Origin of the sequence: Paraburkholderia sp. GAS333, assembly GCF_050435665.1 — a bacterium.
GTDB classification, from domain to species: Bacteria; Pseudomonadota; Gammaproteobacteria; order Burkholderiales; family Burkholderiaceae; genus Paraburkholderia; species Paraburkholderia fungorum_A.
Genome location: NZ_JBNDKS010000006.1, coordinates 425,738 through 451,013, shown reverse-complemented (window position 1 = coordinate 451,013; position 25,276 = coordinate 425,738). Strand labels below are relative to the sequence as shown.

The window sequence follows — 25,276 nt, the reverse complement described above, 5'->3', positions numbered from 1 at the left end:
GCCGGCGGGTTGGCCGGGCTATCGAGGAACGCGTATGTACGACCAGACCATCGTTGCGCCTGAGGTCCTCGTGGACGATGGGGAGCTTGTGCTGTCGCGCGTCATCGGCAGGCAGGACGGTGAAGCGGCGCTTCTGCTGACGCCATCTCACGATTGCCGCTTGCCGTCCGCCCGCGTGGTCGAGCGACTCACGAATGCTATGTCGTTGCGTGCATCGCTTGATATACGCGGTGTCGCGCGGCCGCGCCGGTTGATCGAACTCGATGGTCAACCCGCGCTCGTCCTCGACGATCCCGGCGGCCTGCCGCTCGCGGGCATGCTCGGTGCGCCGTGGCCGCTCAGACGGTTTCTCGACGTGGCACGCGCGCTCGCCGCCGCACTCGCCGGCTTGCATCGACACGATCTGATCGTGCGCGACGTGCGGCCCGCGACCATTCTCGTGACGGATGAAAACTCGGTTGCGCTGACGCGCTTCGGCATGACGTCGGTTGCATCGGATGACGGCGCTGCGCCCGATCCGTCTGTTCTCGCCATGACGGAAGTCGGCTCGCTGATCTATATCGCGCCGGAATTGACCGGCCGCATGAGCCGCCGGGTCGACCGGCGCTGCGATCTTTATTCGCTCGGCGTCGTGTTGTATCAGATGCTCACCGGCGAATTGCCGTTCGACGCAACCACCGCCGCCGAGTGGATTCACTCGCACATGACGCGGCAGCCCGCGCCAATTGCGGGGCGCGTAGCCGACGTGCCGCCCGTGGTCGCGTCGATCGTGACGACGCTGCTCGCGAAGAGTGCCGACGACCGCTATCAGAGCGCGACCGCGCTCGAAGCGGACCTGGGTCGCTGTCTCGATCAATGGATCGCGCAGGCCGCAATCGACACATTCGAACTGACCACGCACGATGCCGTGCAGCGTTTGACGATTCCCGACCAGCTATACGGACGCCGCGCGCCGCTCGATGAACTCGACGCGGCGTTTGCGCGTATCGCGCGAGCGGGGCGCTGTGAACTGGTGCTGGTGGCCGGGCATTCCGGGGTCGGCAAGTCGGCGCTGGTCAGTCGCTTTGCACGCGATCTGACAGGCCGCTACGTCGCCGGAAAGTTCGATCAGTACAAGCGCGACATTCCATATGCAACGCTCGCGCAGGCGTTTCAGACACCAATCCGCCAGATTCTGACGGGCAGCGACGAACAGGTCGCGCATTGGCGCGAGCGTCTGCGCGATGCGCTCGGATCGAACGGGCAGTTGCTGGTCGACGTCATTCCCGAACTGGAACTGGTGGTCGGCGCGCAGCCTCCGTTGCCCGCGTTGTCGCCGCAAGATGCGCAGGCGCGCTTTCACACGGCGATGCGCCGCTTTATCGCCGTATTCGCGCAGCCGGGCGAGCCGCTCGTGCTCTTTCTCGACGACTTGCAGTGGATCGACGCGGCTACGTTGTCGCTGCTGGAACAACTCGTGGCCGTCGCGCCGGTCCACGATCTGCTGATTGTCGGCGCCTATCGCGACAACGAAGTCGGCGCGACGCATCCGCTGGCTCGCGTGATCGAGTCGATCAGGACGGCGGCCGGCCATGTCAGCGAGATCGTGCTGCAGCCGCTCGTCGCGGACGATCTGTGCCAGTTGACCGCCGACGCGTTGGGTAGCGACTGCGCGAGCGCGCGTCCGCTTGCGGGTTTGCTGTACGACAAAACCGGCGGCAATCCGCTGTTCGCCAGCCAGTTGCTGATGACGCTCGCCGACAGCGGCCAACTCGTGTTCGATCGCTCGTCGAGCGCATGGCGCTGGACTGTCGATACGATTCGCGAGCATCTGTCGTCCGGCGATATCGTCGATCTGATGGTGGACAAGATCGACGGGTTATCGGCCGAAAGCCGGGACGCGCTGGCCTATCTCGCCTGCCTCGGCGACGCCGTGCCGCTCGCCACGCTCGCGCAGGTGAGTGGTCACGCGCCCCGGCGAATCGAAACCGCGCTCGCGGATGCGGTGAGCGTCGGCCTGGTTCAGCACGTCGACGGCGCGTACCGGATGACCCACGATCGGGTGCAGGAAGCCGCCTACGCGCGAATCGCACCCGACGCGCGCCCGGCGCTGCATCTGAAGATCGCGCGCGCGTTGCTTGCGCAGACGCGGCCCGATCAGATCGAACGCGGCGTGTTCGAAATCGTCAGCCAGTTCAATCGCGCGCTCGATCTGCTGGCGAGTCCCGCCGAACGCGAGCAGGCCGCAACCCTGAATCTGATGGCCGCGCGGCGGGCGAAAAGCTCGACCGCGTTTGCGTCGGCGCGGCTGTATCTGACAACCGGGCTCGCGCTGTGCGACGCGAACGCGTGGACCGACAACTATCCGCTGGTGTTCGCGCTCGACTACCTTCTCGCCGAGTGCGAATTCTTGACCGGCGAGACGGAGCACGCGCGAATCCGCCTCGAAACGCTGGCAACGCGGGCCGCGAATCTCGTGGACCGCGCGTCGGTCGCCTGGCTGCGCGTCACGCTTTTCACGGCGCTCGATCGCAGCGACGTCGCGGTGGAGCTGTGCCTGGAGTATCTGCGCAGCGTCGGCGTCGATTGGTCCGCGCACCCGACGCGCGACGCGGCGTGCGACGAATATCAGGCGTTGCTCGCGCAGATCGACGGGCGGCCGATTGCATCGCTGATCGACTTGCCGTTGCTGAACTACCGCGACCGTCAGGCGACGCTCGACGTGCTGACCGCCGTGTTGCCGCCCGCGTTTTTCAGCGACGAGAACCTGGTCTGCCTCGTGTTGTGCCGGATGGCGAATCTCGGTCTCGCGCATGGAAATAGCGATGCGTCGTCGCTCGGTTACGCGTATCTCGGCATGGTGGCGGGGCCCTGTTTCGGCGACTACGAGGCGGGCTTCCAGTTCGGCGAACTCGGTCTCGCACTGGTCGACGAGCGCGGGCTCGACCGCTTCCGTGCGCGCGTCTACATGTGTTTCGCGTACCACGTAATGCCGTGGACGCGCCACATCGGCGCGGGCCTGCCACTGCTGCGGCGCGCGTTCGACGCCGCCAGCGAGCAAGGCGATCTCACGTACATGGGCTTCAGTTCATGCACGCTGATCACGAGCCTACTGGCCGCTGGGACGAACCTCGCTGAGATCGAGCGTCAGGCGCAGGAGCGGCTGGAACTCGTGCAAGCCGCGAAGTTCGGCCTGATCGTGGATATCATCACCGGCCAGTTGCGACTGATCCGTATGCTGCGCGGCGTGCCTCAGGATGCGGCATTCGACGAAGCCGATTTTGAGGCGCATCTTGCGTCCGACCCGTGCCTGGCGATTGCCGCCTGCTGGTACTGGATTCGCAAATTGCAGGCGTGCTATCTGGCCGGCGACATCGACGGTGCGCTGATAGCGGCCGATTTTGCGGAGCCGTTGCTATGGACGTCGTCCGGGCATTTCGAAGTTGCCGAATTTCATTTCTACGCGATGCTGGCGCGCTCGTCGAAGCTGGAGTTCGGCGCGGCGCTGCCGACCAGGTTGCACGCGCATTACGGGCAGTTGTCGCAATGGGCTGATCACGGCCCGGATAATTTTGGTTGCCGGTTCAGCCTGGTGCAGGCGGAACTGGCGCGCATCGCCGGTGCACAAATGGACGCGATGCGTCATTACGACAGCGCGATTGCGCAGGCCCGCGCGCATGGTTTCGTTCAGATCGATGCGCTCGCGCACGAACGGGCCGCCGCGTTTTACGATGCCGCAGGTTTCGCTGCCATCGCGCAGCTTTATTGGCGCAATGCGCGCGTTGCGTGGTCAACATGGGGCGCGGCGAGCCGGGTTGCGGCTATCGACGCGCGTGGCCTCGGTATCGAAGAAACGCCTGGCTCCGCGATCGTGCGGACGGCAACGAGTGTGGCGCCGTCCGTCCACGGGATGCCGCTCGACAGTCTCGATCTTGTCGGGATCGTCGAATCGTCGCAGGCGCTGTTTGGTGAGGTAGAACTGGAGCGCGTCATCCGTATTCTGATGAACGTGATGCTCGAACATGCCGGTGCCGAACGTGGACTGCTCGTGATTCCGCGAGGCGACGCGCTGTGTATCGAAGCCGAAGCCACGACGGGCCGCACCGGCATTCAGGTGGGCGTGAATGCCCGCGCGGTGGCGGAGAATGCGCTGCCGCTTTCGTTGCTGCACTACGCAATCCGTACCCGGCAATTCGTCCTGCTCGACAACGCGCAACCGTTGCCACCCGAGTTTTCCGCCGATCCCTATCTGCTCGCCGCGCGGCCGCGTTCGGCACTGTGTTTGCCGTTGATGAACCAGAAGCGGCTGATCGGCGCGCTATACCTCGAAAACAACCAGATGTCCGGCGTATTCACGCCGTCGCGCGTGTCAGTGTTGCGGTTGCTCGCATCGCAGGCCGCCATCTCGCTCGAAAATTCATCGCTACAACAAAGAGAAGCGCTGCTTGAAGAGAAAGACGCGCTGCTGAAGGAAGTCCATCATCGCGTGAAAAACAATCTGCAACTGATCAGCAGTCTGCTTAATCTGCAGGCTGCCAACGTGACCGATCCGGCCGTCGCCGAACTGTTTTCGGATAGCCGCAATCGCGTTCGCTCAATGGCGCTCGTGCATGAAAACCTGTATCGCGCCGGCAATTTCGCGCGTATTCCGATGGCGACGCATATCGAGCGATTGTGCGGGCACCTTGCGCGTGCGTACGATCTGCACCGTCAGCGGGTCGTGCTGGAACTCGCTGTCGACGAGGTTGATCTCGACATGAACACGGCAACCTCATGCGGGTTGATCATCAACGAACTCGTGTCGAATGCGCTCAAGCATGCGTTCGCGGGACGCGGCGGGAAGCTGTGCGTGTCGTTGCAACGCGATGTGCAGCACGATGGCAACGCGCACTACGTGCTGCGTGTCGCGGACGACGGCGTCGGCATCGACAAGGACTTTGCTGCGGGCAATGCAAGTTCGCTCGGCCTGCAACTGGTCGGCGACCTTACGCAGCAGATAGGCGGCGTGCTTGCTGTCGAGACCGGGCCGGGCACCGCCTTCACGGTCACGTTCAACACCGCTGGCGAGCGGGCTCACTGATATGGAGCATGCACGCATTCTGATTGTCGAAGACGACCGGATCGTCGCCCGCGATATCCAGCAACAGCTTCAGCGCATCGGCCATACGATTGTCGGCATGACCGCGCGCGGCGAAGACGCGTTGCAACTCGCACTGGATACGACGCCCGATCTCGTGTTGATGGACGTGCGTCTCGAGGGCGAAATCGACGGGATCGAAGTGGCGCGCGAGTTGCGCGATTGCTGCCATATTCCGGTGGTGTTCCTGACTGCGTACGCTGACAGCGAAACGGTAAAACGCGCGGCGCTGGCCGAACCGTTTGGCTACATCCTGAAGCCGTTTGAAGATCTTCAACTGGTGACGGTTGTCGAGATGGCGCTGTACAAGCACCGCGCCGAAGCGCGTTTGCGCGAAAGCGAGCGGCGCTATGCGATCACGCTGTCGAGTATCGGCGATGCGGTGATCGCGACCGACTGCGAATGCAGGATCACGTTTATCAACGCAGTGGCCGAGCGGCTCACGGGCTGGCAGCGTAGCGATGCGTTAGGCCGCAGGTTCGACGAAGTCTTCGTCGCGATCGACGAAGCGAACGGACTGGGCATCGAAGATCCGGTGCCGCGTGTGCTGAAATCCGGCACGCGCACGTCAACGCTTACCGGCACGTTGCTGGAATCTCTCGACGGCCGCCGCACGCCGGTCGAAGCGAGCGTGTCGCCGATCACCGACGATCGCGCGAAAGTCGAGGGCGTCGTCGTGGTATTCCACGATGTGTCCGAGCGACGTCAGGCCGAGCAGGCCGCGTGGCTGCGCAAAACCAACGCACGTCTCGAAGCTGCGATGTGCGGCTCGGACATCGGCGTGTGGGAAGTCGACATGCCCGACGGCGATGTGATGAGCGGCCGCGTGCATCTGACGAACATCTGGGAACGTCTCGGCTATGGTCCCGCAGCGGAAACGATGACCTCGGCGCAGTACATGCAGATCATCCATCCCGACGATCGCGGGAAGACCGAGCGTGCGATCGAAGATTATCTGGGCGGAAAGACCGCGTCGTTCGAACTCGAAAATCGTGTCATGCGCGCGGACGGCGCCTATCGGTGGATGCTGGTACGCGGGACCGCGCTGCGCAATCAACAGGGGCTGCCGGTGCGTTTCACCGGCACGGTGGTCGATATCACCGAGTTGAAGCGCGTGCAGGCCGAGCTGACCGAGATGATGCACGGCGTGCGCAACGTGTCGAATGCGATTGCTCACGATCTGCGCACGCCGTTGGCGGAGTTGCGCTCGCGTCTCGAATCGTTGTCGGTGTTACGGCCCGGCCCGGACGAAACGTTTTCCGAAGTCGATGCGGCGCTCGTCGATATCGATCGCGTGATGGCGATTTTCAATGCGCTGCTGCGGCTTGCGGAGATCGACTCGGGCATCCGTCGCGCGGGTTTCGTCGAGGGCGATATCGGCGATCTGGTGTTGGAGGCCGCCGAGTTCTATCTGCCGGTCGCGGAATTGCGCAATGTGAGCTTGTCGGTCGAATGTGCGGGCGATTTGCGCGCGGTGGCGGACCATCTGCTGATTGCGCAGGCGGTCGGCAATCTGATCGACAACGCGCTGAAATACGCGCCGGTTCAGGGGACCATTCGCGTGTCGGCCACACGCAATGCAGACGGCGCGATATCGATTGCCGTCGCGGATAACGGCCCCGGCATTCCCGACGCGGAGAAGGCCAAGGTCACCGGGCGCTTCTATCGCGGTGACGCAAGCCGGGGAACGCCGGGGGTCGGGCTCGGGCTCTCGCTCGTTGCCGCGGTGGCGACGTTGCACGGCGGCAGCGTCGCGTTCACGGACAATCATCCCGGCACGGTGGCGACGTTGCTGCTGGCGGTTTAGGCGTGTGACGCAGGTGCATGACTCAGGCGGAGACGGCGAGAATCACGCCGTCTCACCGTGAGCGCTCACCGCCGTGGCAGGCTGGAGTTGCGCCAGATGGCGCAGCAGTTTCGTCACCATCACCACGACGGTAATCGCGAGGATCACGAAAAACACGGCCAGCGGCGTCAGTTCCTGCACCGACACGAAGCCGGCCAGTCCCATCATCGCCGACGACACCAGCAGCAGCGCGCAGCCGAGAATCGCGCTCGTCAGACCGGCGATGTGCGGGAACAGCGAGTTGCCCTTCGCCATCAACGTGGGATACATCGCACCGGCGCAGAAGCCCATTACGAGCACGGGCGTTGCGAGCGTCCAGACGCGCAGGCCGACGGTCAGCGCGAGCACCAGCATCGCCATCGACGCGGCCGCCATCAGACGTGCGCCGAAGCGCAGCCGTTGCTCGGCGCTCGGCAGACGCGGACCGTGAATGCGATTCGACAGACCGCCCAGGAAGTACATCATCCCGATGCCGAGCGCGAGATAGCCGAAGAAGGTCGGCGGCTTGTGCAACGTGTTCTGCACCATGAACGGACCGACGATGTTGAACACCAGCAGGATGCTGTAGCAGAGACCCTGCGCGAGGAAACAGCTCTGGAACACCGGGCTCGACAGCACCTTGCCCGCGTTTGCCATCAGCGTGCGCGGCGCGAGATGCACGGGCCGCGGCAACGTCTCGCGATAACGCCACAGCAGCCCCCACATCACCAGCGAATAGACGAGCAGGAAGACGAGGCAGGCCTGCCAGCCGAACCACGTCTGCAGATGCGCGCCGATCACCGGCGCGACGATCGGCGCGAGTCCCCACGCGATCGACATGTAGGTGAACGCATGCACGAGCGCGTGTCCGGCGAACGAATCGGTGATGATCGCCTTCGCCAGCAGGTTCGTGGTGGCGATGCCGAAGCCCTGCAAACAGCGGGCGAGGATGAAGGTTTCCAGATTGGTCGCGGCGAGCGACAGCAGACAGCCGATCGTATAGATGACGAGCCCGAAAGCCAGCACGGGCTTGCGTCCGTGTGCGTCGGCGATCGGCCCGAAGATGAGCTGGCCGAGCGCGTAGGCCACCATGTAGCCGGACACGCTCGACTGGATCGCCTGCGGCGAGGTCGCGAAGAAGCGCGCCATGGCCGGCAGCGCGGGCACGTAGATGTCGATCGCGAGTTGCCCGGCGGACGCGAACAGGCAGATCAGAAACAGCAGGAAGCGCGGCGAGTTCGCGGCGTTGGGGGCGCGCGCGGGAGTGGCGGGGCGGTCGGCGGTAGGGTTGTTCATGACAGCAGTGAGAGAGGCGGTTTTTTCGGTGACGCGGTGTGAGTGCGCTGTTAGCCGGTCGATTGACGAGCGCGCTTTCTGGCGGCCGTTGGCGCACGGATCGGCGCGATTGACGGTGAGAACGCGAGAATTGATCGTCGACGGCGCCCGGCATCGGCCCGGAAGACGCGCGCGGCAAAGGTAGGATTATGTGCGTTTAGCCGCCGGCGTGCCTGGCGGCGCGCCGGCAGTTGTCGGACGCTATTGTAGCGGAGGGGTTTTGGAGACGGCTTTGGCGGGGGGGATCGTTGAGCGTGCGAGCGCGATCCGGTCGAGGGTTTGCCGCCGGGCTGTCCGGCAGGAGACAGCCCGGCGTTTTATCGGTGTGTCTCAGGCACACGCGACGACAGCGATCTCGACCAGTAACTCCGGCGTGGCTAGCTGCGCCTGCACAGTCGCGCGCGCGGGTGCGTGGCCTTGTGGAACCCATGCGTCCCACACTTCGTTCATGCCTGCGAAATCCCGGCTGATGTCCGCGAGCCAAACCTGTGCGGAAACAAGCCGGGTTTTGTCGATGCCGGCTTTCTCCAGAAAACCGTCGATTTTCTCCAGCACCCTAGCGGTCTGACCTTTGACGTCGAGCGTGACGTCGCCCGAAGTCTGGCCGCCGACAAATACCAGACCGCCTGCCTTGACGACGCGGCTCATACGTTGATTGGTGTCGATACGAACGATATCGCTCATTGAAATCTCTCCAGGGAAATAGAAAAGCAGATCGGAAAAACCCTCACGCAACCGGTTCGACAGCGCGATGGGATGACAAAACGAATCGGCGCTAATGCGCGACCGGCGATGCAGCTGCCGCGTGAGACGAAAGCGGGGAGGCGAGCGGGGCAGCGGCCGAGGCACGGCCGAACCGGTCGATGGCGAATGCGTCGAGGGAAAGAGAAGGCGTGCCGTCGAGCATCAGTTCCGACACGAGCTTGCCGCAGCCCGGCCCCAACTGAAAGCCGCTGCCGCAATAGCCGAACGAGTAATACAGATTCGACGCGGCGCGGCTCGCGGATATCACCGGCAGTTCATCTTGGGTAAACGCTTCGACGCCTGCCCACGCCCGGTTCACGCCGAGATGACGCAGATGCGGAAACAGATCGGTGACGGTCCGCGCGCTGCGCACGAGCCGGGCGAAATCGATCTCGCCGTGGCGGCCTGCCAGGTCTGCGATACCGATCAGCTTGCCGCCGATCACCACCGTGCCGTTGTCGAACTGTTTGAACGACAGCGGCCTGCCGGTTGCGCCGAGCGTCGCGTTGCAGAACGGTGCGACGCGGTGCGTGACCATCAGCATCAGACCTTCGGGATGCACGGGCACCGCTTCGCCGACCTGTTTCGCCAGTTCACCGGACCACGCGCCTGCCGTGACGAGCAGCTTGTCGGCGCTGAACGTGCCGCGCGGCGTGTGCGCAAACCAGCGCGTGCCGCGCTGTTCGATACGGCGCACGGGCGTGCCTTCGAGAAAGTTCGCACCGAGCCGTTGCGCCGCCAGCCGGAAAGCCGTGGTGGTTCGATAAGGCAGCGCGTAGCCATCGCGCGCGACCCAGATGCCGCCTGTCACATGCCGGGCGAGCGCCGGCTCGAGTTCGAGTACGGTCTCACGGTCGATCACCTTCTCGTGCGTGAATCCGTGTGATTCCAGCAACGCGACGCGCTCCCGGCACGCATCGAGTTCGGCGTCGGTCTCGGCGATTTTCAACTGACCGGAGGCGACGAAACCGCCATCCTCGCCATCGCCGAGCAGACTGGGCATGCCATGCCAGATTTCGCGCGACATCAACGCGAGCGGAATTTCCGGCAACGGGCGACCCAGCGTGCGCACGCCGCCTGCATTCACGCCCGACGAGTGGCGCGCGACGTAATCGGCTTCGAGCACGATGACTTTCGCGCCGCGTCGTGCGAGGTGGAAAGCGCTGCTTGTGCCGTGCAGACCACCGCCGATCACCAGCACGTCGGCTTCCTGAACCATGGTTGCGCGGTTGACGTCGGACGTGTCATTCACCGGCGAGTTCTCCGAGCGTGAGCGGCTTGATCGGCGGACGAATCCGGTAGTAGCCGACTTCGGCGGGCGAGACGCGGCGCGCGTCGGCAATCACCTCCGTGACCGTGAGCCCGCACATGCGCCCCTGACACGGTCCCATGCCGCAGCGTCCAAACGACTTCGCCTGATTCGGCCCGACGCAGCCGAGTTCGACGAACTTGCGCAACTCGCCGGCCGTGACTTCCTCGCAGCGGCAGACGACGGTTTCGTCGCGCGGAATGCGGTTGATGTCGCGCGGACGATACAGGCTGTCGAGAAACGGCCTGATGCGCATGACTCCCGCCAGCGCATCGCGAAGCGCGGCGGCTTCTGCATCGCGCGCCGTGCCGGTAATGGCACCGAGTTGCGCGGCGGCGGCGAGACCTGCGAGCGAGCCCTGCAACGCGGCTGCCTGCGCACCGCCGATGCCCGCACCGTCTCCCGCGACGAAGATGCCAGGCACGTCGAGTTCGCCCCATGCGTCGACGTTGGGCGTGAAGCACAGTTGGGCGTTGTCCCAGCGATGCGACGCCCGCAGCGCCTGCGTGAATTGGGTGTTCGGCACGACCCCCTGGTGCAGCAGGATCACATCGGCTTCGACACGATGTGCATTGCCTTGCGTGGTGAAGTGCAACGCGGCGGCACGCCCGGTCTGATCTTCGCCGATGCGCGCTTCGACGCGCAGATCGTCGGCCGCCTCGAAAATCGGCACACCCGCCTGCCGCAGCGTGCGAATCAGTTGCAGGCCTTTGCTCAGGAACGGCCACGCGCGCAGCGCCGCGAACATATGCCGTTTCGCGCGCCAGCGATCTTCGTGGCGCGTGGTGTCGACCAACGCGCGGATCGGCACACCGGCGCGCACGTACTGCCAGCCGAGCAGGTACAGAAGCGGCCCGCACCCGGCCAGCACGGGCGGCGCGGCAGGCACTTCGCCCGCGCTCTTCAGCAGGATCTGTGCGGCGCCTGCCGTGAGCACCCCCGGCAGCGTCCAGCCCGGAATCGGAAAAGGCCGCTCCAGTGCGCCGCTCGCGAGAATCACCCGTTGCGCGTCGAAGCTGCCGATCTTGCCGTCCTTCAGATAATTGACGCCGCGCTCTCTCGTGACCTGCCAGACGCTCGCCTGGGTGATGTGCTGTGCGCCGGATGCCGCGAACGCGTCGGCGATCGCGCTGCCGGCGGCATAGTCGGGTCCGAGAATCTCCTTGCGACGCGCATCGGCGCGGCCAATGCCGCGATAGATCTGGCCGCCCACGGCGTCCTGTTCGTCGATCAGCACGGTTTTCAGGCCCGCGCGCGCCGCACGCGTCGCGGCGCTCATGCCCGCAGGACCGGCGCCGACCACGACGACGTCGACAGATTCAGCAGCGAAATCAGCGGGCATGGGCATTCTCCAAAGGGGCGTCGATCGGATCGGCCGTACCGAACGGTGGCAGATCGCGTGCGCCTTCCTGCGAGCGGATGCGCATCCCTGCCTTGACTTCGACCATGCAGCTCTGGCGGCTCGGCACACCGTCGATCTCGACCAGACACTCGAAGCACGCGCCCATCATGCAGAAGGGCGCGCGCGGGGCGCCCGATACGGGCGTCGCACGAAAGCGCGAGACGCCGGCCGCGAGCAACGCGGCGGCAACCGAGCGGCCTCCCGGCACGGACAGAGGCTGATCGTTGAACCAGATGGCGACGTTCGCGGCGGTCGCGCCCGGCAGCGGCTTGAACAGGGTAGGAATCGATTGGGCAGTCATATCGGTTTCAGTGAGCAGGAGTCAGTTCCCGGGCGTGCTCGAAGCGCCGCGCGGAGAAAGTGGGCAGTTCGTCGGGCATGGGCGCGCCCATGATCCACGGCGCCACGCGCAGCGCATGAGCCGCCGCCAGCGTCACACCGCTATGGCAGGTAACGACGAACGCACCGGGGTGCGCATCGGACTGGTCGTAGACCGGAAAGCCGTCGGGGCTGTAGACCCGCAATGCCGCCCACATGCGCACGAGCCGCACATCCTTGAGCATCGGAAAGGCGCGTATGCCGCGTCGCGCGATATCGGCGAGCACATGCGTCGTGGTGAAGTCGTTGAAGCCGACTTCTTCCATCGAGTCGCCGAACTGCACGCTGCCTTCGTCGGTCTGGCGCACGTTGAGCGTCGGATAGTCGAGAAAGCGCGCGACGCGCTCGCTGACCAGCACCTGTCCGCGATTGGGCGCGACCGGCGCATTCAGTCCGACGAACGGCGCGAGCATGCGGTTGCCGAGTCCGGCGGCGAGCACCACTTTCGACGCGCGATACGTGCCGCGTTTTCCGTGTACGACGAAGCCATTCGCCTGCGGTTCGATCCGTTCGGCCCGTTCGCCGGAGACGAGCCGCACGCCGCGCGCCTGCATGGCCGTGTGCAATCCGCGCAGCAGCTTCAGCGGATTCACGTGACCGTCCATGGGCGAGTAGCTTGCGCCGATCACGTCGGGTCCTATCTGCGGGATGCGTGCGCGGACGTCCGCGGCATCGAGCATCCGGTACGGGTAGTCGCCCAGTTCCGTTTGCAGCGTCGAGAGGCGCTTGTCGCGTTCGGCGAGTTCGTCGTCGGTGAAGCAGAAGTGAAAGCCGCCCGGCTGACGCAGCGCGACATCGACGCCGGTTTCGTTGCGCAATGCGTCGGCGAGTTGCGGCCAGCGCGTCGCCGAACTGCGCGACCAGCGTGCGTAAGGCGACAAACCATAGCCCTTGCCCTGAATCCACACGAGGCCGAAGTTGCCGCGCGACGCACGAAAGCCGCCGTCGTCTTCGTCGAGCACGGTGACGCGCGCGCCTTCGCGGGCGAGTCCGTAGGCCACGGCCGAACCGACCAGGCCGCCGCCAAGCACCAGCACGTCGGGACTGGTAGTGCCTGTCAATGTCATCGGGCTTCTCCAATCAGAATGCGGTCCAGGCCGACCATGCGGTCGAGCAGGACCATCAGAAGAACCGTGCCGACGATCAGCACCGCCGACACCGAAGCGACCAGCGGATCGATCGTCTGCGCGATCTGGTTGTACATGGCGACGGGCAGCGTGGTGGTGCCGGGCGTCGCGACGAAGATGGTCATGGTCAGTTCATCGAAGCTCTGGATGAACGACAGCACCCAGCCGCCCGCGACCCCGGTGCGGATCATTGGCAGGACCACGCGGCGAAATGCGGTGAAGCGGCTCGCGCCACATGACAGCGCCGCGCGCTCGGCGTCGCTATCGAGTCCGACCGCCGCCGACAGCGCCAGCCGCAACGCGTACGGCAGCACGATGATCACGTGCGCACACACCAGCGACCAGAACGACCCGGACAGATGCAGCAGCGACAGAAAGCGCAAAAACGCGATGCCGAGCACGACGGCGGGAATCATCATCGGCGAGAGGAAGAAGCTGGTCAGCGCGGCGCGGCCCGGAAAGCGGTAGCGTGCGATGGCGAGCGCAGCCGGCACCGCAAGCAGCACGCCAATGGTCGCTGCCGCGAACGCGAGCCGCACCGACAGCCAGAAAGCCGACACGATGTCGTCGTTGGCAAGGATCGCGCGGAACCAGCGCAGCGACGCGCCATCGAAAGGCATCGAGATAAAGCCTTTGTCGGTGAACGCCACCAGCATGACGACCGCCAGCGGCGCCAGAATGAAGGTCAGGAAGAACGCGTTGTAGACGAGCCCGAGAATGCCGTTCTGTTTCATGATCGCTCTCCAACGCTTAATCGAAGATGTGCCGGAAGCGGCGTTCGGCGAGACGGCTGCAACCCATCACGATCGCCACGTTGGCGATCAGCAGCAACACGGCGATGCTCGCGCCGAGCGGCCAGTTCAGCGTGCCGAGGAATTCGTCGTAGGCGGCGGTGGCGACCACCTTCAGGCGCCGTCCGCCGATCAGCGCGGGCGTGGCGAACGCCGACGCCGACAGCGCGAACACGATGATCGAGCCGGATAAAACGCCGGGCAGGATCTGCGGCAGCACAACGCGGCGGAACACGGCGAACGGCGAACCGCCGAGCGAACGGCCGGCCCATTCCACTTGCGGATCGAGCTTCTGCATGTTGGCCCATACCGACATCACCATGAAGGGCACCAGCACATGCGTCAGCGCGATGATCATGCCTGTCATCGTGAAGACGAGGCGGATCGGTTCGTCGGTGATATGCAATGCTTGCAGGAGGTTGTTGAGCACGCCGTTGTTGCCGAGCAGAATCTGCCAGCCGAGCGTGCGCACCACCACCGAGATCAGCAGCGGGCCGAGCACGATCAACAGACACAGCGATTGCCACGGACGCTTCATCCGGGCGAGCACGATGGTCTCGGGCACGCCGAGCACGATGGACAGCAACGTGACGCCGAACGCGAGACCGGCGGTGCGCAGGAAGATCGTGCCGTAGTACGGATCGCTAACGACTTCCCAGTAATTCGACAGCGTATAGGCGGAGGTAACGCCCGCCGTGTCGCTGAAGACACGAAACGACAGCATCAACGTGAGCAGCAGGGGCACCAGCAGCAGGCCCACGAAAAGCAGCAGCGCAGGTCCCGACAGCAGCCAGGGCGCAGCGCCGGGACGGCCGTCCTCAAGCGTGGCCATGAGCGGTCTCCTGATCGTCTTGCGTGAGTACGCGCAGGTCGTCGTCGGTCCAGACGAGGCCCACCCGATCGCCTTCATCCGGTGGCGGCGCGCCGTAGTTCGGCTGCGCGACGCGCAACTTGCCGAGTTCGGTCTCCACTTCGAGCAACCACTGATTGCCGACGAATACCCGCGTCGCAATGCGTCCGTGCAGGCGCGCATTGCCGTTGGCGAGGTGAACCTTTTCCGGGCGGATATAGACGTTCACTGCGCCCTGCACATGACGTCCTTCGTGCGGTACGTGGAGCGTCGTTCCCGCAACCTCGACTTCCGCGCAACGTAGATTGCGCCGTAATACTTCCCCGGCAATCGCATTGGTGCGGCCGAGAAAGGTGGACGCGAACGGCGTGGCCGGACGTTCGTAGGCGTCATACGGTGTGCTCAGTTGCGCGATGGTGCCGCGATGCATCACCGCGATGCGATCGCTCATGGTCATTGCTTCGACCTGATCGTGCGTGACGAGAATCGTCGTGATGCCGAGGCGTTTTTGGATCGCGCGCAACTCGATGTGCATCTCTTCACGCAGCTTCGCGTCGAGGTTGGACATCGGCTCGTCGAGCAGCAGCAGTTCGGGCTGCATGGCGACGGCGCGGGCAATGGCCACGCGTTGCCGCTGGCCGCCCGACAGTTCTTTCGGATAACGATGACCCAGTCCGTCGAGACGCACGAGCGATAGCGCTTCGGCCACGCGCGCGTCGCGCTCCTTGCGTTTGACCTTGCGCATCTCCAGGCCGAAGCCGACGTTGGCCGCCACCGTCATGTGCGGAAACAGCGCGTAGCTCTGGAACACCACGCCGAGACCGCGCTTTTCGGGGCGTTCATGGGTGATGTCGCGTCCGTCGAGCAGAATGCGGCCGGTGGTCGGCGTGACGAAGCCCGCGACCATTTGCAGCGTGGTCGTCTTGCCGCAGCCGGAGGGGCCGAGCAGTGAGAGCAGTTCGCCGCGCTCGACCGACAGGTCGAGTTGTTCGATTGCCGTGAAGTCGCCGTAGCGTTTCGAGATGCCCTGCAGAGTCAGGAAGGCCATGCGTCTTGCTCCTTCATCAGATCGCGCGCCGCGCGGAAAGAAATGCCGGTGACGGAGTTCAACGCTCGACCGAGCGGTTCCAGCGTTCGGTCCACTCGGTCCGATGCTGGTTGATCGTCGCCCAGTCCATTGCGGTCAGCTTCGAGATCTGTTCGGGACCGTAAGGCACGCGCGCGGCGATGTCTGGCGCGAGCTTGACGGTCTTGTTGACCGGACCCAAACCGATGCCTTGCGCCTGTGCCGCCTGCACTTCCGGGCTCAGCAGGTATTGAACGAACTGCTGCGACAACTGCGGCTGGGCGTTTTCGGCGATCACGCAGGCTGCTACCTGCAACGCGACCGCACCTTCTTTCGGGTAGACGAATTTGAGCGGGAAGCCGGTGTTCTGCAAGGCCACCGCGCGGCCGCTGCCGTAGGGGGCGAGGATCACGTCGCCTGCCTGCATCTGGCCGTCCATCTCGCCTGGCGTCGGCGCCCAGGACAGCACGTTCGGCGCAACCGCCTTCGTCATTTCGGCGAAGCCAGGGTCGATGTTCTTCTCACCGCCGCCCGACAGACGCGCGAGCATGACGAGCGTATGCAGGCCGTAGGTGTTGGTGATCGGCGGCACACCGATCTTGCCTTTGATGCGGCTATCGGTAAGCGCTTTCCACGAATCGGGCGGCGGCAGGCCGGCCTTCCTGAACGCTTCCTCGTTGTAGCCGATGCCGGTTGCGACCATACCGACGCCGATCGAAGTCGGTCCGAGTTTCGCCAGCGGGTAGACGTCCTTCATCACCGGCGCGTCGTCGAGCTTCGCGCACAGGTTCAGTTGCATCGCCTGATACATGGGACCGTCGTCCATCACCGCGACGTTAATCTGCTGATGCCCTTTCTGCGCCTGCAGCTTGGCAAGCGTATCGCTCGAATTGCCCGCGACATAAACGATCTTGACGTTGTGCGCCTTCTCGAACGCCGGGATGATTTTTTGCCGGTAGACCTGTTCGTTCGAGCCGCCCACATTGGCGACGTACAGGGTGGTCTCGGCGTGGGCGACGAGCGGCGCGGCGAGGGCGGAAGCGAAGGAAAGCGCCGCGACGGCGGCGCGCGAAGGGGCGGACAGACGGCGATGCAACGCGCTTTTCATGACGACGATCTCCAGTTCCGATGTGGGTGGCGCGGGCTAGTCGGCCCGTCGATAAAATGCAGTGTCGCGCTGGCTGGCTATGTCGTCCAATACGAATAAAATACCTATCCATGCAAGAATGATATGGGTTGAAGGTGCTGGTCTAAGGGAAAATACGTATGAATCTCAAGCACATAGAGGCGTTTCGGGCCGTGATGGTGTCGGGTTCCATGACGGCTGCGGCCAAGGCGCTCTTCACGTCCCAGCCGAATGTGAGCCGGCTGATCGCGCAACTGGAACGCGACACGGGCTTGCAGCTTTTTCAACGCAGCGGTGTGCGGCTGATTCCGACCAGCGAGGGCGAAGCGTTCTTTCGCGAGGTCGAACGCGCGTTTGTCGGTTTGCAGGGCCTCGCGAACGCCGCCGCGCAGATTCGCAATCTCGGCAGCGGGCGATTGCGCATCGCGGCCATGCCGTCGGCGGGCATGACGCTGGTGCCGCATGCAATCAAACGCTTCGTCGGGTTATTCCCCGACGTCACGGTGTCGCTTCACGTCAACACGTCGGCGACCGTCAATCACTGGACGGCGTCGCAGTTCTGCGATCTCGGCGTGGCGGTGTATGTGAGTGAGGCATCCGATTGCGAAGTCGAGCAGTTGTCGAACGTGGCGGCCGTTTGCGTGATGCCGGACACGCATCCGCTCGCGGCAAAGCGCACCGTCAAGCCTGAAGATCTGGAGGGGGAGTCGTTCATCTCGCTGTGTCACGGTGACGGTACGCGAGCCATGATGGATGAAGTGTTTCTGCGCGCCGGCGTGCAGCGTGTCCTGGCGATCGAGGCGCAATACACCGCGATGTGCTGCGAGATGGTTCGCCACGGTATGGGCGTGACGTTGGCCCACCCGATCGTCGCTCGCGACTTTGCCGGGCCGGGCATCGCGATCCGGCCATTTCTACCGGCTACGCTGTTTCCAACTTACCTGCTATTCCCGCCGCACAGGCCGCGGGAGCGACTCGCTTCGGCATTCGTCGACGTGTTGAGGGGATTGCACGAGGAACTGCTTGCGGAAGTCGTGACGCCCATGCCGGGCGCGACGAAAGGCGCCCGGCGCAGAGCACGGACGCAGGCGTAGTTGCCTGCGCCCGAATTCCGCACCGGGCTGTTTGAAGATATCCGCTGTGCCGGTTTGGAAACGGCCACGCCCAATAACAGCGAGACTGCCCAACCGGGGCATCTGGACAGCCCCGGTTGGGGTTTCTGCCGCATCCTCAGAACTTGTGAACCAGACCCACTCCAATGCCGCGCGTATTGGTACCGGGAGTGACGGCGAGGCCCGAATAAGCGGTACCCGACAGCGTGTATTGAGCCTGGTTCCTGTTCTGGATAAAGCCGGCCGCCGTATAGAGTTCAGTCGACTTGGACAGTGAGTACTCGAAAAGCAGACCCAACTGCTGCGCGTTGTTGCCTTCTCCCGTGCGGTCGTACAGGTAACCGTACATCAGCGAAATCAACGCAAATGGCGAGATCTGATACGAGTCCGAGATCTGGTAGACGTCGTGCTGCTTGTATTTCGGCGTATTCGTCAGATGCTCCGTGTGATAAGCCAGCCAGATGCGGTTGGCTCCGATCGCATACGAAGCACCCGCGTTAAACACGGTAAATACCGCCCCCGGACCTGCCAATGCACCGCCTGCGAGCGTATAGCTGCCGCCGGCGCCGACGCTCGGCTCGTCACCGCGTTCATAGCCGGCCGCCACATTCAATGGCCCGTTGATGTACTGGAGAACGACGTTGTAGAACCCAATGCCGTTGCCCGACCCACCTGCCGACGAATCGCGCAATGCCACCATGAACTTGGCATTCAGACCATCGAAGGTCGGCGTGTAGTAGGAGATACCATTGTTCGCGCGGATGATCAGGCCATTGAAGTTATTCATCGGCGACGCGATGCTCTTGACCCAGGACGGGTCCATTGCTGCCTGGAGGACGTCGTAGGAAGGCGAGTTCTGCAACCCGAAGCGGACTTCGCCGAAGCCGCCGGACATGCCGACATACGCCAGACGATTGAACGCGTCGGCCGGATTGGTCGCGGCGCCCGTTTGACCTGAGAACGCTTGCTCCAACTGGAAATTGACGTGCAGGCCGCCGCCGATATCCTCAGTGCCCTTGAAGCCGTAACGTGTTGCGAAGAGTCCGCCTGGTACCGCGCGGACCGCCGAACTGTTGCTGCCCGACGAACTTTGATAGACGAAACCATTGTCGAGCACGCCGTAAAGCGTGACCGACGACTGCGCGAACGCGGCCGAAGTGGACGCGCACGACAAGACCGTGCCGCATGCGAGAGTGGCAAATTTCTTCAAGCGATATCTCCGTTGTTATCTGCATCTGGTTGCCGATGCTTTTTTGAATATTTATTATTCTGGATGCCTAATATATTGGCGATGAATCGACCATCGAGCATTCCTGTGTGCTCGCGTATGCCGGGGTTATAACGAGGAAAGTCTGTTCGGATCGGATGCCAAAATTATTGGCTGCCGAATCGAAGACCGGTAACGACGACGCAAACCAACAGCCTCAGTTCATTTCTCCATTCAATTCGATCTCCGTTGACTGCAGGTATTTATTGCCTGTTCGTTATCGATTCGGGAGAAAAAGTTATCGAAGCTCATTCGTTAAGGTTAAGTGCGCGGGAGGCGATCGGTCCATGCATAAAACTTAGATTGAATGGCATTTTTTAACTGACAATCTGGCCGGGTAAACCAGTATCGGCCACGCAGTGGAATAGCGTCCAAACCGCTGCGCCACCGTGCGAGCGGCGGCTTATCTGCGACGTTTGCCGTTGTTTCGCACTCGACGATGCAAAGGTCCTCGACGAGTGTCAGTGCTGGCGTTGTAGCGAGTCGGAATGGCAGCGTCGCTATGAAGCGGAAATCCGCACAAGGGTAAAATGCGGTGAAAACCGTGTGCGGAGTACCGCCTGCGGTGACGAATACGGAGACCTGATGAGTCAACTTGACTGGTATTTGACTGCAAATCTGAAAGCGCGCCACTTGCGTTTGATCCTGGCCGTCAATGACTTTGGAAATCTAAGCGAAGTCGCGTCGAACTCCTTCATTACGGTGTCGGCGGTTTCAAAATCGCTCAGTGAAATCGAGGGCGCACTCGGTGTAAAACTGTTTGAGCGTACCGTCAACGGCTTGCGACCCACCGCATATGGTGAATGCGTGGTCCGTCATGCTCGGGTTCTTCTGAGTGGGTTGGGGCGTGTTGCCGAGGAAATCAAGGCACTGCAAACGGGACAGTCAGGAAAGGTTCACGTTGGGGCGCTCCCCAGTCTGATTCCAACGATCATGCCGAAAGCGCTCGCGCGGCTCAAGCAACAATCGCCGCACGCCAATGTGTCGATTTTCGAGGGGCCGATGACGACACTATTGCAGGAACTACGGCGAGGCGAGCTGGATCTCGTGGTTGGACGGCTCCCTAATCAGTCGGCGATGGTTGGATTACAGGGGAAGGTTCTCATGTATTCGCAGGTCCGGCTGGTGACCGGGCCGCATCATCCGCTGGTGGGAAGAAAGGATTTGAAATGGAAAGATCTTCAGGACTTTCCGTGGGTGCTTCCGCCTCCAGGATCGCTATTGCGGGAGCCGATCGAAAGTACCTTTGCGCGTAATGGCATGTCCATGCCGCTCAATTACATCGAGACCCTTTCCGCTCATCTTAGCCGCGCCTATATCCAGTCCGAAGATGCAATCGCGCTGTACACGATAGATATCCAGTATCCGTACGCAGAAGTCAGTCCTATCCACGTATTGCCACTCGATCCAGGTTTTGTCAGATCTCCGCTCGGCGCTGCCTGGCGCGCCGATAAACCGCTCGTGCCAAGCGCAATGCTGATGCTGGGTTGCCTCGAAGAGGTCAGCCCGCTACTGGTGTCTACCGAGGTGGAGCGGTCGGCGGGCTCCGTGGGCTCAGGCGGGCAGTGATCCGCGAGGCGTGATGCGCGTCATCGGCAAAATTTCCTTCGATACCTCGTATTCCCGAGGTTTTACCATTTGGTTAAGGCTCAAGTAATTTTATTCAATCGACCGCATGACCGTGCGCTGGCAACATCCTGATCGCCTGACAGCCGGGTGTGGGGGGAGCGTGAATCATTGTCTCGACCTTCCGGCACTGAACAGCCGGCCCATTCCGGAAGGCCAGAAATTTTTTGTGGTGACGAGTCGCAGGCGCGGATCGGGTTTCGCCACAGCCAATTATTCAGGAGAGACAGATGTCAACGAAGGTTCACCTCAAGATCGCCATTGCGGATCATCCGCAGACGTCGGCCGTTCGTAACGGATCAATCCCCATTGAAGGTGTGGACGCGGAATTCGTCACCGTCAAACCGCAGATCGGCGCATTCCGGCGGATGGTGCGTGACGTCGAATTCGACGTGTGTGAACTGGCGCCGACCACCTACATCATTGCGCGCGCCTACGGCGCACCGTTCGTTGCCCTGCCGATCTTCGTGGTGCGACGCTTCCATCATGGCGGACTACTGGTGCGGCCTGACGCGGGCATCAAGCATCCGAAAGACCTCGAAGGGAAAAAGGTCGGCGTGCGTGCGTACTCGGTCACGACAGGCGTATGGACCCGCCAGGTACTGATGGATGAATTCGGCCTGGATTCGTCGAAGGTTACGTGGGTAGTCGACGATGAAGAACACGTCACGCAGTTGAAGCTGCCGTCGAACGTGATTCATGCACCCGAGGGCAGCTCGCTCGCCGACATGATGGCGAAAGGCGAACTCGCCGCAGGCTTCGGCGCGAACGCGGGCATTGGGCGCACGGGTGCGCCCACAAGTGGCTGGAAAGAAGTCGAAGCCGACTATCCAGATCTGCTGCCGAACGCAACCGAACTCGAAACGGAATACTACGCACGTACCGGCGTTTATCCGATGCATGGCACGATCGTCGTGAAAGATTCGGTGCTGGCCGAGCATCCGTGGATCGCGAAGTCGATTTACGACGCGTTTGCGCAGGCGAAGAAGGAGTGGCTGGCGCGTCTTGATGCAGGCGAGTCGACTAGCGCAGGCGATAACAAGTACCTGAAGCTGCGTCAGATTGTCGGTCACGATCCGCTGCCTTACGGTATCGAGGAAAATCGCAAGACCATCGAGGCACTGGAAGCCACTGCGTTCAAACAGGGCCTCACACCGCGCCGGATGTCGATGGACGAGTTGTTTGTCGACCTGCGTGTCTGAGTTGTGTGGTCATGAGCGGGTGACTGGTCACGGCTGCCATGCGATCAATGCGGATCGCTGGCGCCCTTTCACTAAGTAGACGCCCGGCTTTTGACAACCAGTTCCCGTCGCGCTTCGAGAGCGAAGGATCCTGTTCGACTATCGTTTGCGCTTTCGACAACGCGTCGTCCGGCGGGGAAGTTTCTTTTCCGCTGGACGACGCGTGCTCCGTTGCATCGCCCATTCGCGGCCTCTGCAGATTTCACAGGCTCGTTCCGAGCCGCTCCAACGCCGATCCTCCGCACCCGCTTCCCTCTATCGGAAGCGGGTACTTTGCATGGCCCCCCTATGCCTGACGATCCCGTTTTTTCATTCACCTGATCGATACGCGTCTTGCTGCCAATCGAACTCTTCGGCGAATCACTTGACGGTTTCCTCAAGCCACGACCAGATTATTTCAATAGACCTACGGCGACAAGCTAGCAAGAATTGCGGTGCTTCGAATCAAAAAGCAAAACAGAGACAACGCGATCCACCTCGAGACGGCCAACGTCTATGAGGCGTCACAAAGATGGATCGCGGATTACTACATGGAGACAGAAGCAGATATGAATCACAAGCTCGCATTGTGCGCTTGCGTGGCGTTGATGTATGTTGGACCGGCATCGGCTCAGGAAGTCAGCTCCAGCTCGGTTACGTTATACGGCTCGATCGACGAAGGCGTGCAGTACCTCAGCCATGCGGCCACCGGCAAAACGACTGGCAGCGCTTTCCAGATGGGATCGGGCATGGCGACCTCGTTCTTCGGCATGCGCGGGACAGAGGATCTCGGCGCGGGAGTGCAGACCATCTGGAACCTGGAAGGCGGTTATTCGCCGCAGAACGGTACGTCGAGCCAGGGCGGACGTCTGTTCGGACGCCAGGCCTACGTGGGTCTCGACGGCCCCTATGGTCGGCTGACGTTTGGCCGCCAATACACGATGCGCTTCTATGCCATGTCCGCGATCAACCCGTTTGGCGACGGTGCGCAGGGCCTGACTACGCTGGACAATGGCGTGGCGAACCCTCGTGCGGACAACGCCGTGAGCTATCGCGTCCACCTCGGTGCATTGGAAGGCGGCGTGAATTACAGCTTCGGCCGCGATGGAGTCGCAGCCACTCCTGTCAGCGTGGTCGGCAGTAATTGCCCCGGCGGAACAACCCCTTATCAGGAGTGCAAGGAATGGTCCGCGCTGCTCAAGTACACCGGCAACAACTGGGGTGCGGCCACCGCCTATGAGCGCAACAATGGCGGTACATCGGCGACCTACGGAGGACTCACGGCCCCGAACCTGACAGATAGCCGATACGTCCTGGGCGGTTACTTCAACGTAGACGGAGCGAGGTTCGGCGTTGGCTGGATCCGGCGTATCAACCTGGGCATCGCCACACCGAGAAGCGATCTGGTCTGGGTGACGGGAACGGTGCCTGTGGGGCACAACATTTCAATCGACGGCATGGTCGCCAATCTCAGATACGATCATTCGCCGAATAAAGCTCTGGTCGAAGTATTGCGCGGCGTCTATACGCTGTCCAAGACCACCTCGCTGTACGTCACGGCTGATCACATTCATAACAGCGGCAATCTCGCTCTTGCGGCGAGCACCATGTTGCCAGTCCAGGCGCCACCGCCGGGCGGCTCGCAGTTGTCCGTCATCGCCGGCATCAAGCATCGTTTCTGATCGCGGCGAGCCCGACCGAACTTCGTTGATCTGGTCCCCGGAAATTCAGCTTATATTGAACGTTTCGGGTGCCTAATTGAAATGGGGTAGAAAAGTAATCCTCTCGCAGATACCTCAATAGGGTGTCGCGCGAGGATTCAGTGATCGTGCCAAAGTGGTTCCGCTAACGTGTTCCGACGCGCAGCATCGCTGCGTCGTTTGCCGGCGACATATCCGCTATCGAATGGAAAGGCAGTTTCTGCTTCAGGCTGCCAAAATTGATCTCCATATCCTGCAGATAGTCGATGTCGTCGTGGGTCAACGACAGGTCCCGTGAGTAGGGTCGCTGGACCTGGTTGAAATTCCAGACTGCCTGCGCCGAAGCCTTATCGAATTTCTTTTGCGCATGCTTGCGCGCTTCGAAGAATGCATCATGCGCAGCCGGCGACATCAGGTAGTCGTAGAGCGCGCCGTAAGCCGCCATGACCGCGACGATGTTCGCGTGCTGGTCACGGAGAGCGGAATCGGCGGCATAAGCGGTCTGGAAAACACATCGGGGCAGAGTCTCCCACAAGTTGCCGCCGCTGATGGTCACGAGCCCATCATCGTCATTCAGATGCGAAATGCTCGAACAGCAAGCATCGGCCTCGCCTTTAACCACGGCTTCATGGCATTCGTCGTTGCTTCCCTTATCGATGAAATTTACCTGCGAAGCGTCAATGTTCGATTCCCGTAAAAGCTGGATTACCAGCATATGCAACAAGCCCTTTGCGGGGCCCACGGCGACTGATTTTCCTGTCAGGTCGGCAAGCGTTCTGATGTCGTCGGGCCGGGCGAAAATGGTCAACGCGCACTTTCGCATCCCTGCACCGACGATCTTCACCGGTGCGCCTTCAGCAATTCGCGGCAGCACGATGTTGGAGCCCGATACCATGCAGATATCCGCGGCGCCTGTGGCGATTGCGTTGAATGGACCGCTGGTGCCCGCGGCTTCGACGATGAGCGCATTGGCACCGAATTGCCTGAAGAAGCCCTGTTGCTCCATCAGTATGTTGAGCGTTGCATTCTCCAGGCCCGGATTGCTGACCACTGTCAGACGTGACGCACCGGCTTTCGCAATATACGGTGCCGTCAATGGGGCTGCGACGGCGCTTAGTGCGAGGCGTCCTGTCGTGCGCAAGAAATGGCGACGATTGAAAGTCTGCGGCATCTGAAATCTCTGTCTATGCTGTCGATGCACGTGTCGTGCGGCGCCTTGCGTTGTTGTCTGCTTCGGCGCGTGGACATTCACGGCGTTCGAGATGCCGGACGCACAAATCGC

18 protein-coding genes are annotated in these 25,276 nt (G+C 62.5%); 6 read left to right on the top strand and 12 right to left on the bottom strand.

Annotation, left to right across the window (positions count from 1 at the left end):
* Positions 1 to 34 precede the first annotated feature (34 nt).
* Both ABH945_RS29260 and ABH945_RS29255 read left to right on the top strand, forming a co-directional pair.
* Entirely contained in the window at positions 35 to 5,059 is a 5,025-nt protein-coding gene (locus ABH945_RS29260; RefSeq protein ID WP_429252924.1) for an AAA family ATPase, read from the top strand.
* Position 5,060: 1 nt separating this feature from the next.
* Positions 5,061 to 6,923: a hybrid sensor histidine kinase/response regulator gene (locus tag ABH945_RS29255; RefSeq protein ID WP_429252923.1), complete on the top strand. Its 1,863-nt coding sequence runs from the start codon at positions 5,061 to 5,063 to the stop codon at positions 6,921 to 6,923.
* 42 nt (positions 6,924 to 6,965) lie between these two features.
* On the opposite strand, the gene ABH945_RS29250 is transcribed toward ABH945_RS29255, so the two are convergent.
* The 10 genes from ABH945_RS29250 to ABH945_RS29205 all read right to left on the bottom strand — a co-directional run bounded on the left by ABH945_RS29250 (position 6,966) and on the right by ABH945_RS29205 (position 17,051).
* Complete coding sequence (locus tag ABH945_RS29250) at positions 6,966 to 8,237, bottom strand: multidrug effflux MFS transporter (RefSeq protein ID WP_429252922.1); 1,272 nt, start codon at positions 8,235 to 8,237, stop codon at positions 6,966 to 6,968.
* 369 nt (positions 8,238 to 8,606) lie between these two features.
* Positions 8,607 to 8,960, bottom strand: a complete 354-nt coding sequence (locus ABH945_RS29245) for a RidA family protein (RefSeq protein ID WP_429252921.1) — start codon at positions 8,958 to 8,960, stop codon at positions 8,607 to 8,609.
* Positions 8,961 to 9,051: 91 nt separating this feature from the next.
* Positions 9,052 to 10,239: an NAD(P)/FAD-dependent oxidoreductase gene (locus ABH945_RS29240; protein ID WP_429252990.1), complete on the bottom strand. Its 1,188-nt coding sequence runs from the start codon at positions 10,237 to 10,239 to the stop codon at positions 9,052 to 9,054.
* A gap of 25 nt (positions 10,240 to 10,264) precedes the next feature.
* Positions 10,265 to 11,671, bottom strand: coding sequence for an FAD-dependent oxidoreductase (locus tag ABH945_RS29235; RefSeq protein WP_429252920.1), 1,407 nt, complete (start codon positions 11,669 to 11,671; stop codon positions 10,265 to 10,267).
* Complete coding sequence (locus ABH945_RS29230; protein ID WP_429252919.1) at positions 11,661 to 12,032, bottom strand: (2Fe-2S)-binding protein; 372 nt, start codon at positions 12,030 to 12,032, stop codon at positions 11,661 to 11,663. The genes ABH945_RS29235 and ABH945_RS29230 overlap by 11 nt, the downstream gene beginning before the upstream one ends.
* A gap of 7 nt (positions 12,033 to 12,039) precedes the next feature.
* On the bottom strand, positions 12,040 to 13,176 hold the full coding sequence (locus ABH945_RS29225; RefSeq protein ID WP_074771546.1) for an NAD(P)/FAD-dependent oxidoreductase: 1,137 nt from the start codon (positions 13,174 to 13,176) through the stop codon (positions 12,040 to 12,042).
* The gene (locus tag ABH945_RS29220; RefSeq protein ID WP_429252918.1) at positions 13,173 to 13,970 is read right to left on the bottom strand and encodes an ABC transporter permease; all 798 of its coding nucleotides are present in this window, start codon (positions 13,968 to 13,970) and stop codon (positions 13,173 to 13,175) included. Before ABH945_RS29220 ends, ABH945_RS29225 begins: the two co-directional genes overlap by 4 nt.
* Before the next feature lie 16 nt (positions 13,971 to 13,986).
* Complete coding sequence (locus ABH945_RS29215; RefSeq protein WP_074771544.1) at positions 13,987 to 14,859, bottom strand: ABC transporter permease; 873 nt, start codon at positions 14,857 to 14,859, stop codon at positions 13,987 to 13,989.
* Positions 14,846 to 15,925, bottom strand: coding sequence for an ABC transporter ATP-binding protein (locus ABH945_RS29210; protein ID WP_429252917.1), 1,080 nt, complete (start codon positions 15,923 to 15,925; stop codon positions 14,846 to 14,848). Before ABH945_RS29210 ends, ABH945_RS29215 begins: the two co-directional genes overlap by 14 nt.
* A gap of 58 nt (positions 15,926 to 15,983) precedes the next feature.
* Complete coding sequence (locus ABH945_RS29205; RefSeq protein WP_429252916.1) at positions 15,984 to 17,051, bottom strand: ABC transporter substrate-binding protein; 1,068 nt, start codon at positions 17,049 to 17,051, stop codon at positions 15,984 to 15,986.
* A gap of 158 nt (positions 17,052 to 17,209) precedes the next feature.
* Between ABH945_RS29205 and ABH945_RS29200 the strand changes: the two genes are divergently transcribed.
* The gene (locus tag ABH945_RS29200; RefSeq protein WP_429252915.1) at positions 17,210 to 18,163 is read left to right on the top strand and encodes a LysR substrate-binding domain-containing protein; all 954 of its coding nucleotides are present in this window, start codon (positions 17,210 to 17,212) and stop codon (positions 18,161 to 18,163) included.
* Positions 18,164 to 18,299: 136 nt separating this feature from the next.
* On the opposite strand, the gene ABH945_RS29195 is transcribed toward ABH945_RS29200, so the two are convergent.
* Positions 18,300 to 19,391 (bottom strand): porin, encoded by a 1,092-nt coding sequence (locus tag ABH945_RS29195; protein ID WP_429252914.1) that lies wholly within the window; start codon positions 19,389 to 19,391, stop codon positions 18,300 to 18,302.
* A gap of 642 nt (positions 19,392 to 20,033) precedes the next feature.
* On the opposite strand from ABH945_RS29195, the gene ABH945_RS29190 reads away from it, so the two are divergent.
* From ABH945_RS29190 to ABH945_RS29180, 3 genes are all read left to right on the top strand, one after another.
* Complete coding sequence (locus ABH945_RS29190; protein WP_429252913.1) at positions 20,034 to 21,017, top strand: LysR substrate-binding domain-containing protein; 984 nt, start codon at positions 20,034 to 20,036, stop codon at positions 21,015 to 21,017.
* Between the two features lie 287 nt (positions 21,018 to 21,304).
* Positions 21,305 to 22,276, top strand: a complete 972-nt coding sequence (locus ABH945_RS29185; protein ID WP_429252912.1) for an ABC transporter substrate-binding protein — start codon at positions 21,305 to 21,307, stop codon at positions 22,274 to 22,276.
* A gap of 569 nt (positions 22,277 to 22,845) precedes the next feature.
* Positions 22,846 to 23,976, top strand: a complete 1,131-nt coding sequence (locus tag ABH945_RS29180) for a porin (protein WP_429252911.1) — start codon at positions 22,846 to 22,848, stop codon at positions 23,974 to 23,976.
* 163 nt (positions 23,977 to 24,139) lie between these two features.
* Here the strand turns inward: ABH945_RS29180 and ABH945_RS29175 are convergent, their stop codons facing one another.
* Complete coding sequence (locus ABH945_RS29175) at positions 24,140 to 25,165, bottom strand: ABC transporter substrate-binding protein (protein WP_429252910.1); 1,026 nt, start codon at positions 25,163 to 25,165, stop codon at positions 24,140 to 24,142.
* Positions 25,166 to 25,276 lie beyond the last annotated feature (111 nt).

Excerpts from the sequence above, each read along its gene's own strand:
- ABH945_RS29190 (WP_429252913.1), top strand. The coding sequence starts at position 20,034 with ATGAGTCAACTTGACTGGTATTTGACTGCAAATCTGAAAGCGCGCCAC.
- ABH945_RS29260 (WP_429252924.1), top strand. The coding sequence starts at position 35 with ATGTACGACCAGACCATCGTTGCGCCTGAGGTCCTCGTGGACGATGGG.
- ABH945_RS29215 (WP_074771544.1), bottom strand. The coding sequence starts at position 14,859 with ATGGCCACGCTTGAGGACGGCCGTCCCGGCGCTGCGCCCTGGCTGCTG.
- ABH945_RS29180 (WP_429252911.1), top strand. The coding sequence starts at position 22,846 with ATGGAGACAGAAGCAGATATGAATCACAAGCTCGCATTGTGCGCTTGC.
- ABH945_RS29230 (WP_429252919.1), bottom strand. The coding sequence starts at position 12,032 with ATGACTGCCCAATCGATTCCTACCCTGTTCAAGCCGCTGCCGGGCGCG.
- ABH945_RS29210 (WP_429252917.1), bottom strand. The coding sequence starts at position 15,925 with ATGGCCTTCCTGACTCTGCAGGGCATCTCGAAACGCTACGGCGACTTC.
- ABH945_RS29175 (WP_429252910.1), bottom strand. The coding sequence starts at position 25,165 with ATGCCGCAGACTTTCAATCGTCGCCATTTCTTGCGCACGACAGGACGC.
- ABH945_RS29255 (WP_429252923.1), top strand. The coding sequence starts at position 5,061 with ATGGAGCATGCACGCATTCTGATTGTCGAAGACGACCGGATCGTCGCC.
- ABH945_RS29225 (WP_074771546.1), bottom strand. The coding sequence starts at position 13,176 with ATGACATTGACAGGCACTACCAGTCCCGACGTGCTGGTGCTTGGCGGC.
- ABH945_RS29185 (WP_429252912.1), top strand. The coding sequence starts at position 21,305 with ATGTCAACGAAGGTTCACCTCAAGATCGCCATTGCGGATCATCCGCAG.
- ABH945_RS29220 (WP_429252918.1), bottom strand. The coding sequence starts at position 13,970 with ATGAAACAGAACGGCATTCTCGGGCTCGTCTACAACGCGTTCTTCCTG.
- ABH945_RS29200 (WP_429252915.1), top strand. The coding sequence starts at position 17,210 with ATGAATCTCAAGCACATAGAGGCGTTTCGGGCCGTGATGGTGTCGGGT.
- ABH945_RS29240 (WP_429252990.1), bottom strand. The coding sequence starts at position 10,239 with ATGGTTCAGGAAGCCGACGTGCTGGTGATCGGCGGTGGTCTGCACGGC.
- ABH945_RS29250 (WP_429252922.1), bottom strand. The coding sequence starts at position 8,237 with ATGAACAACCCTACCGCCGACCGCCCCGCCACTCCCGCGCGCGCCCCC.
- ABH945_RS29235 (WP_429252920.1), bottom strand. The coding sequence starts at position 11,671 with ATGCCCGCTGATTTCGCTGCTGAATCTGTCGACGTCGTCGTGGTCGGC.
- ABH945_RS29205 (WP_429252916.1), bottom strand. The coding sequence starts at position 17,051 with ATGAAAAGCGCGTTGCATCGCCGTCTGTCCGCCCCTTCGCGCGCCGCC.
- ABH945_RS29245 (WP_429252921.1), bottom strand. The coding sequence starts at position 8,960 with ATGAGCGATATCGTTCGTATCGACACCAATCAACGTATGAGCCGCGTC.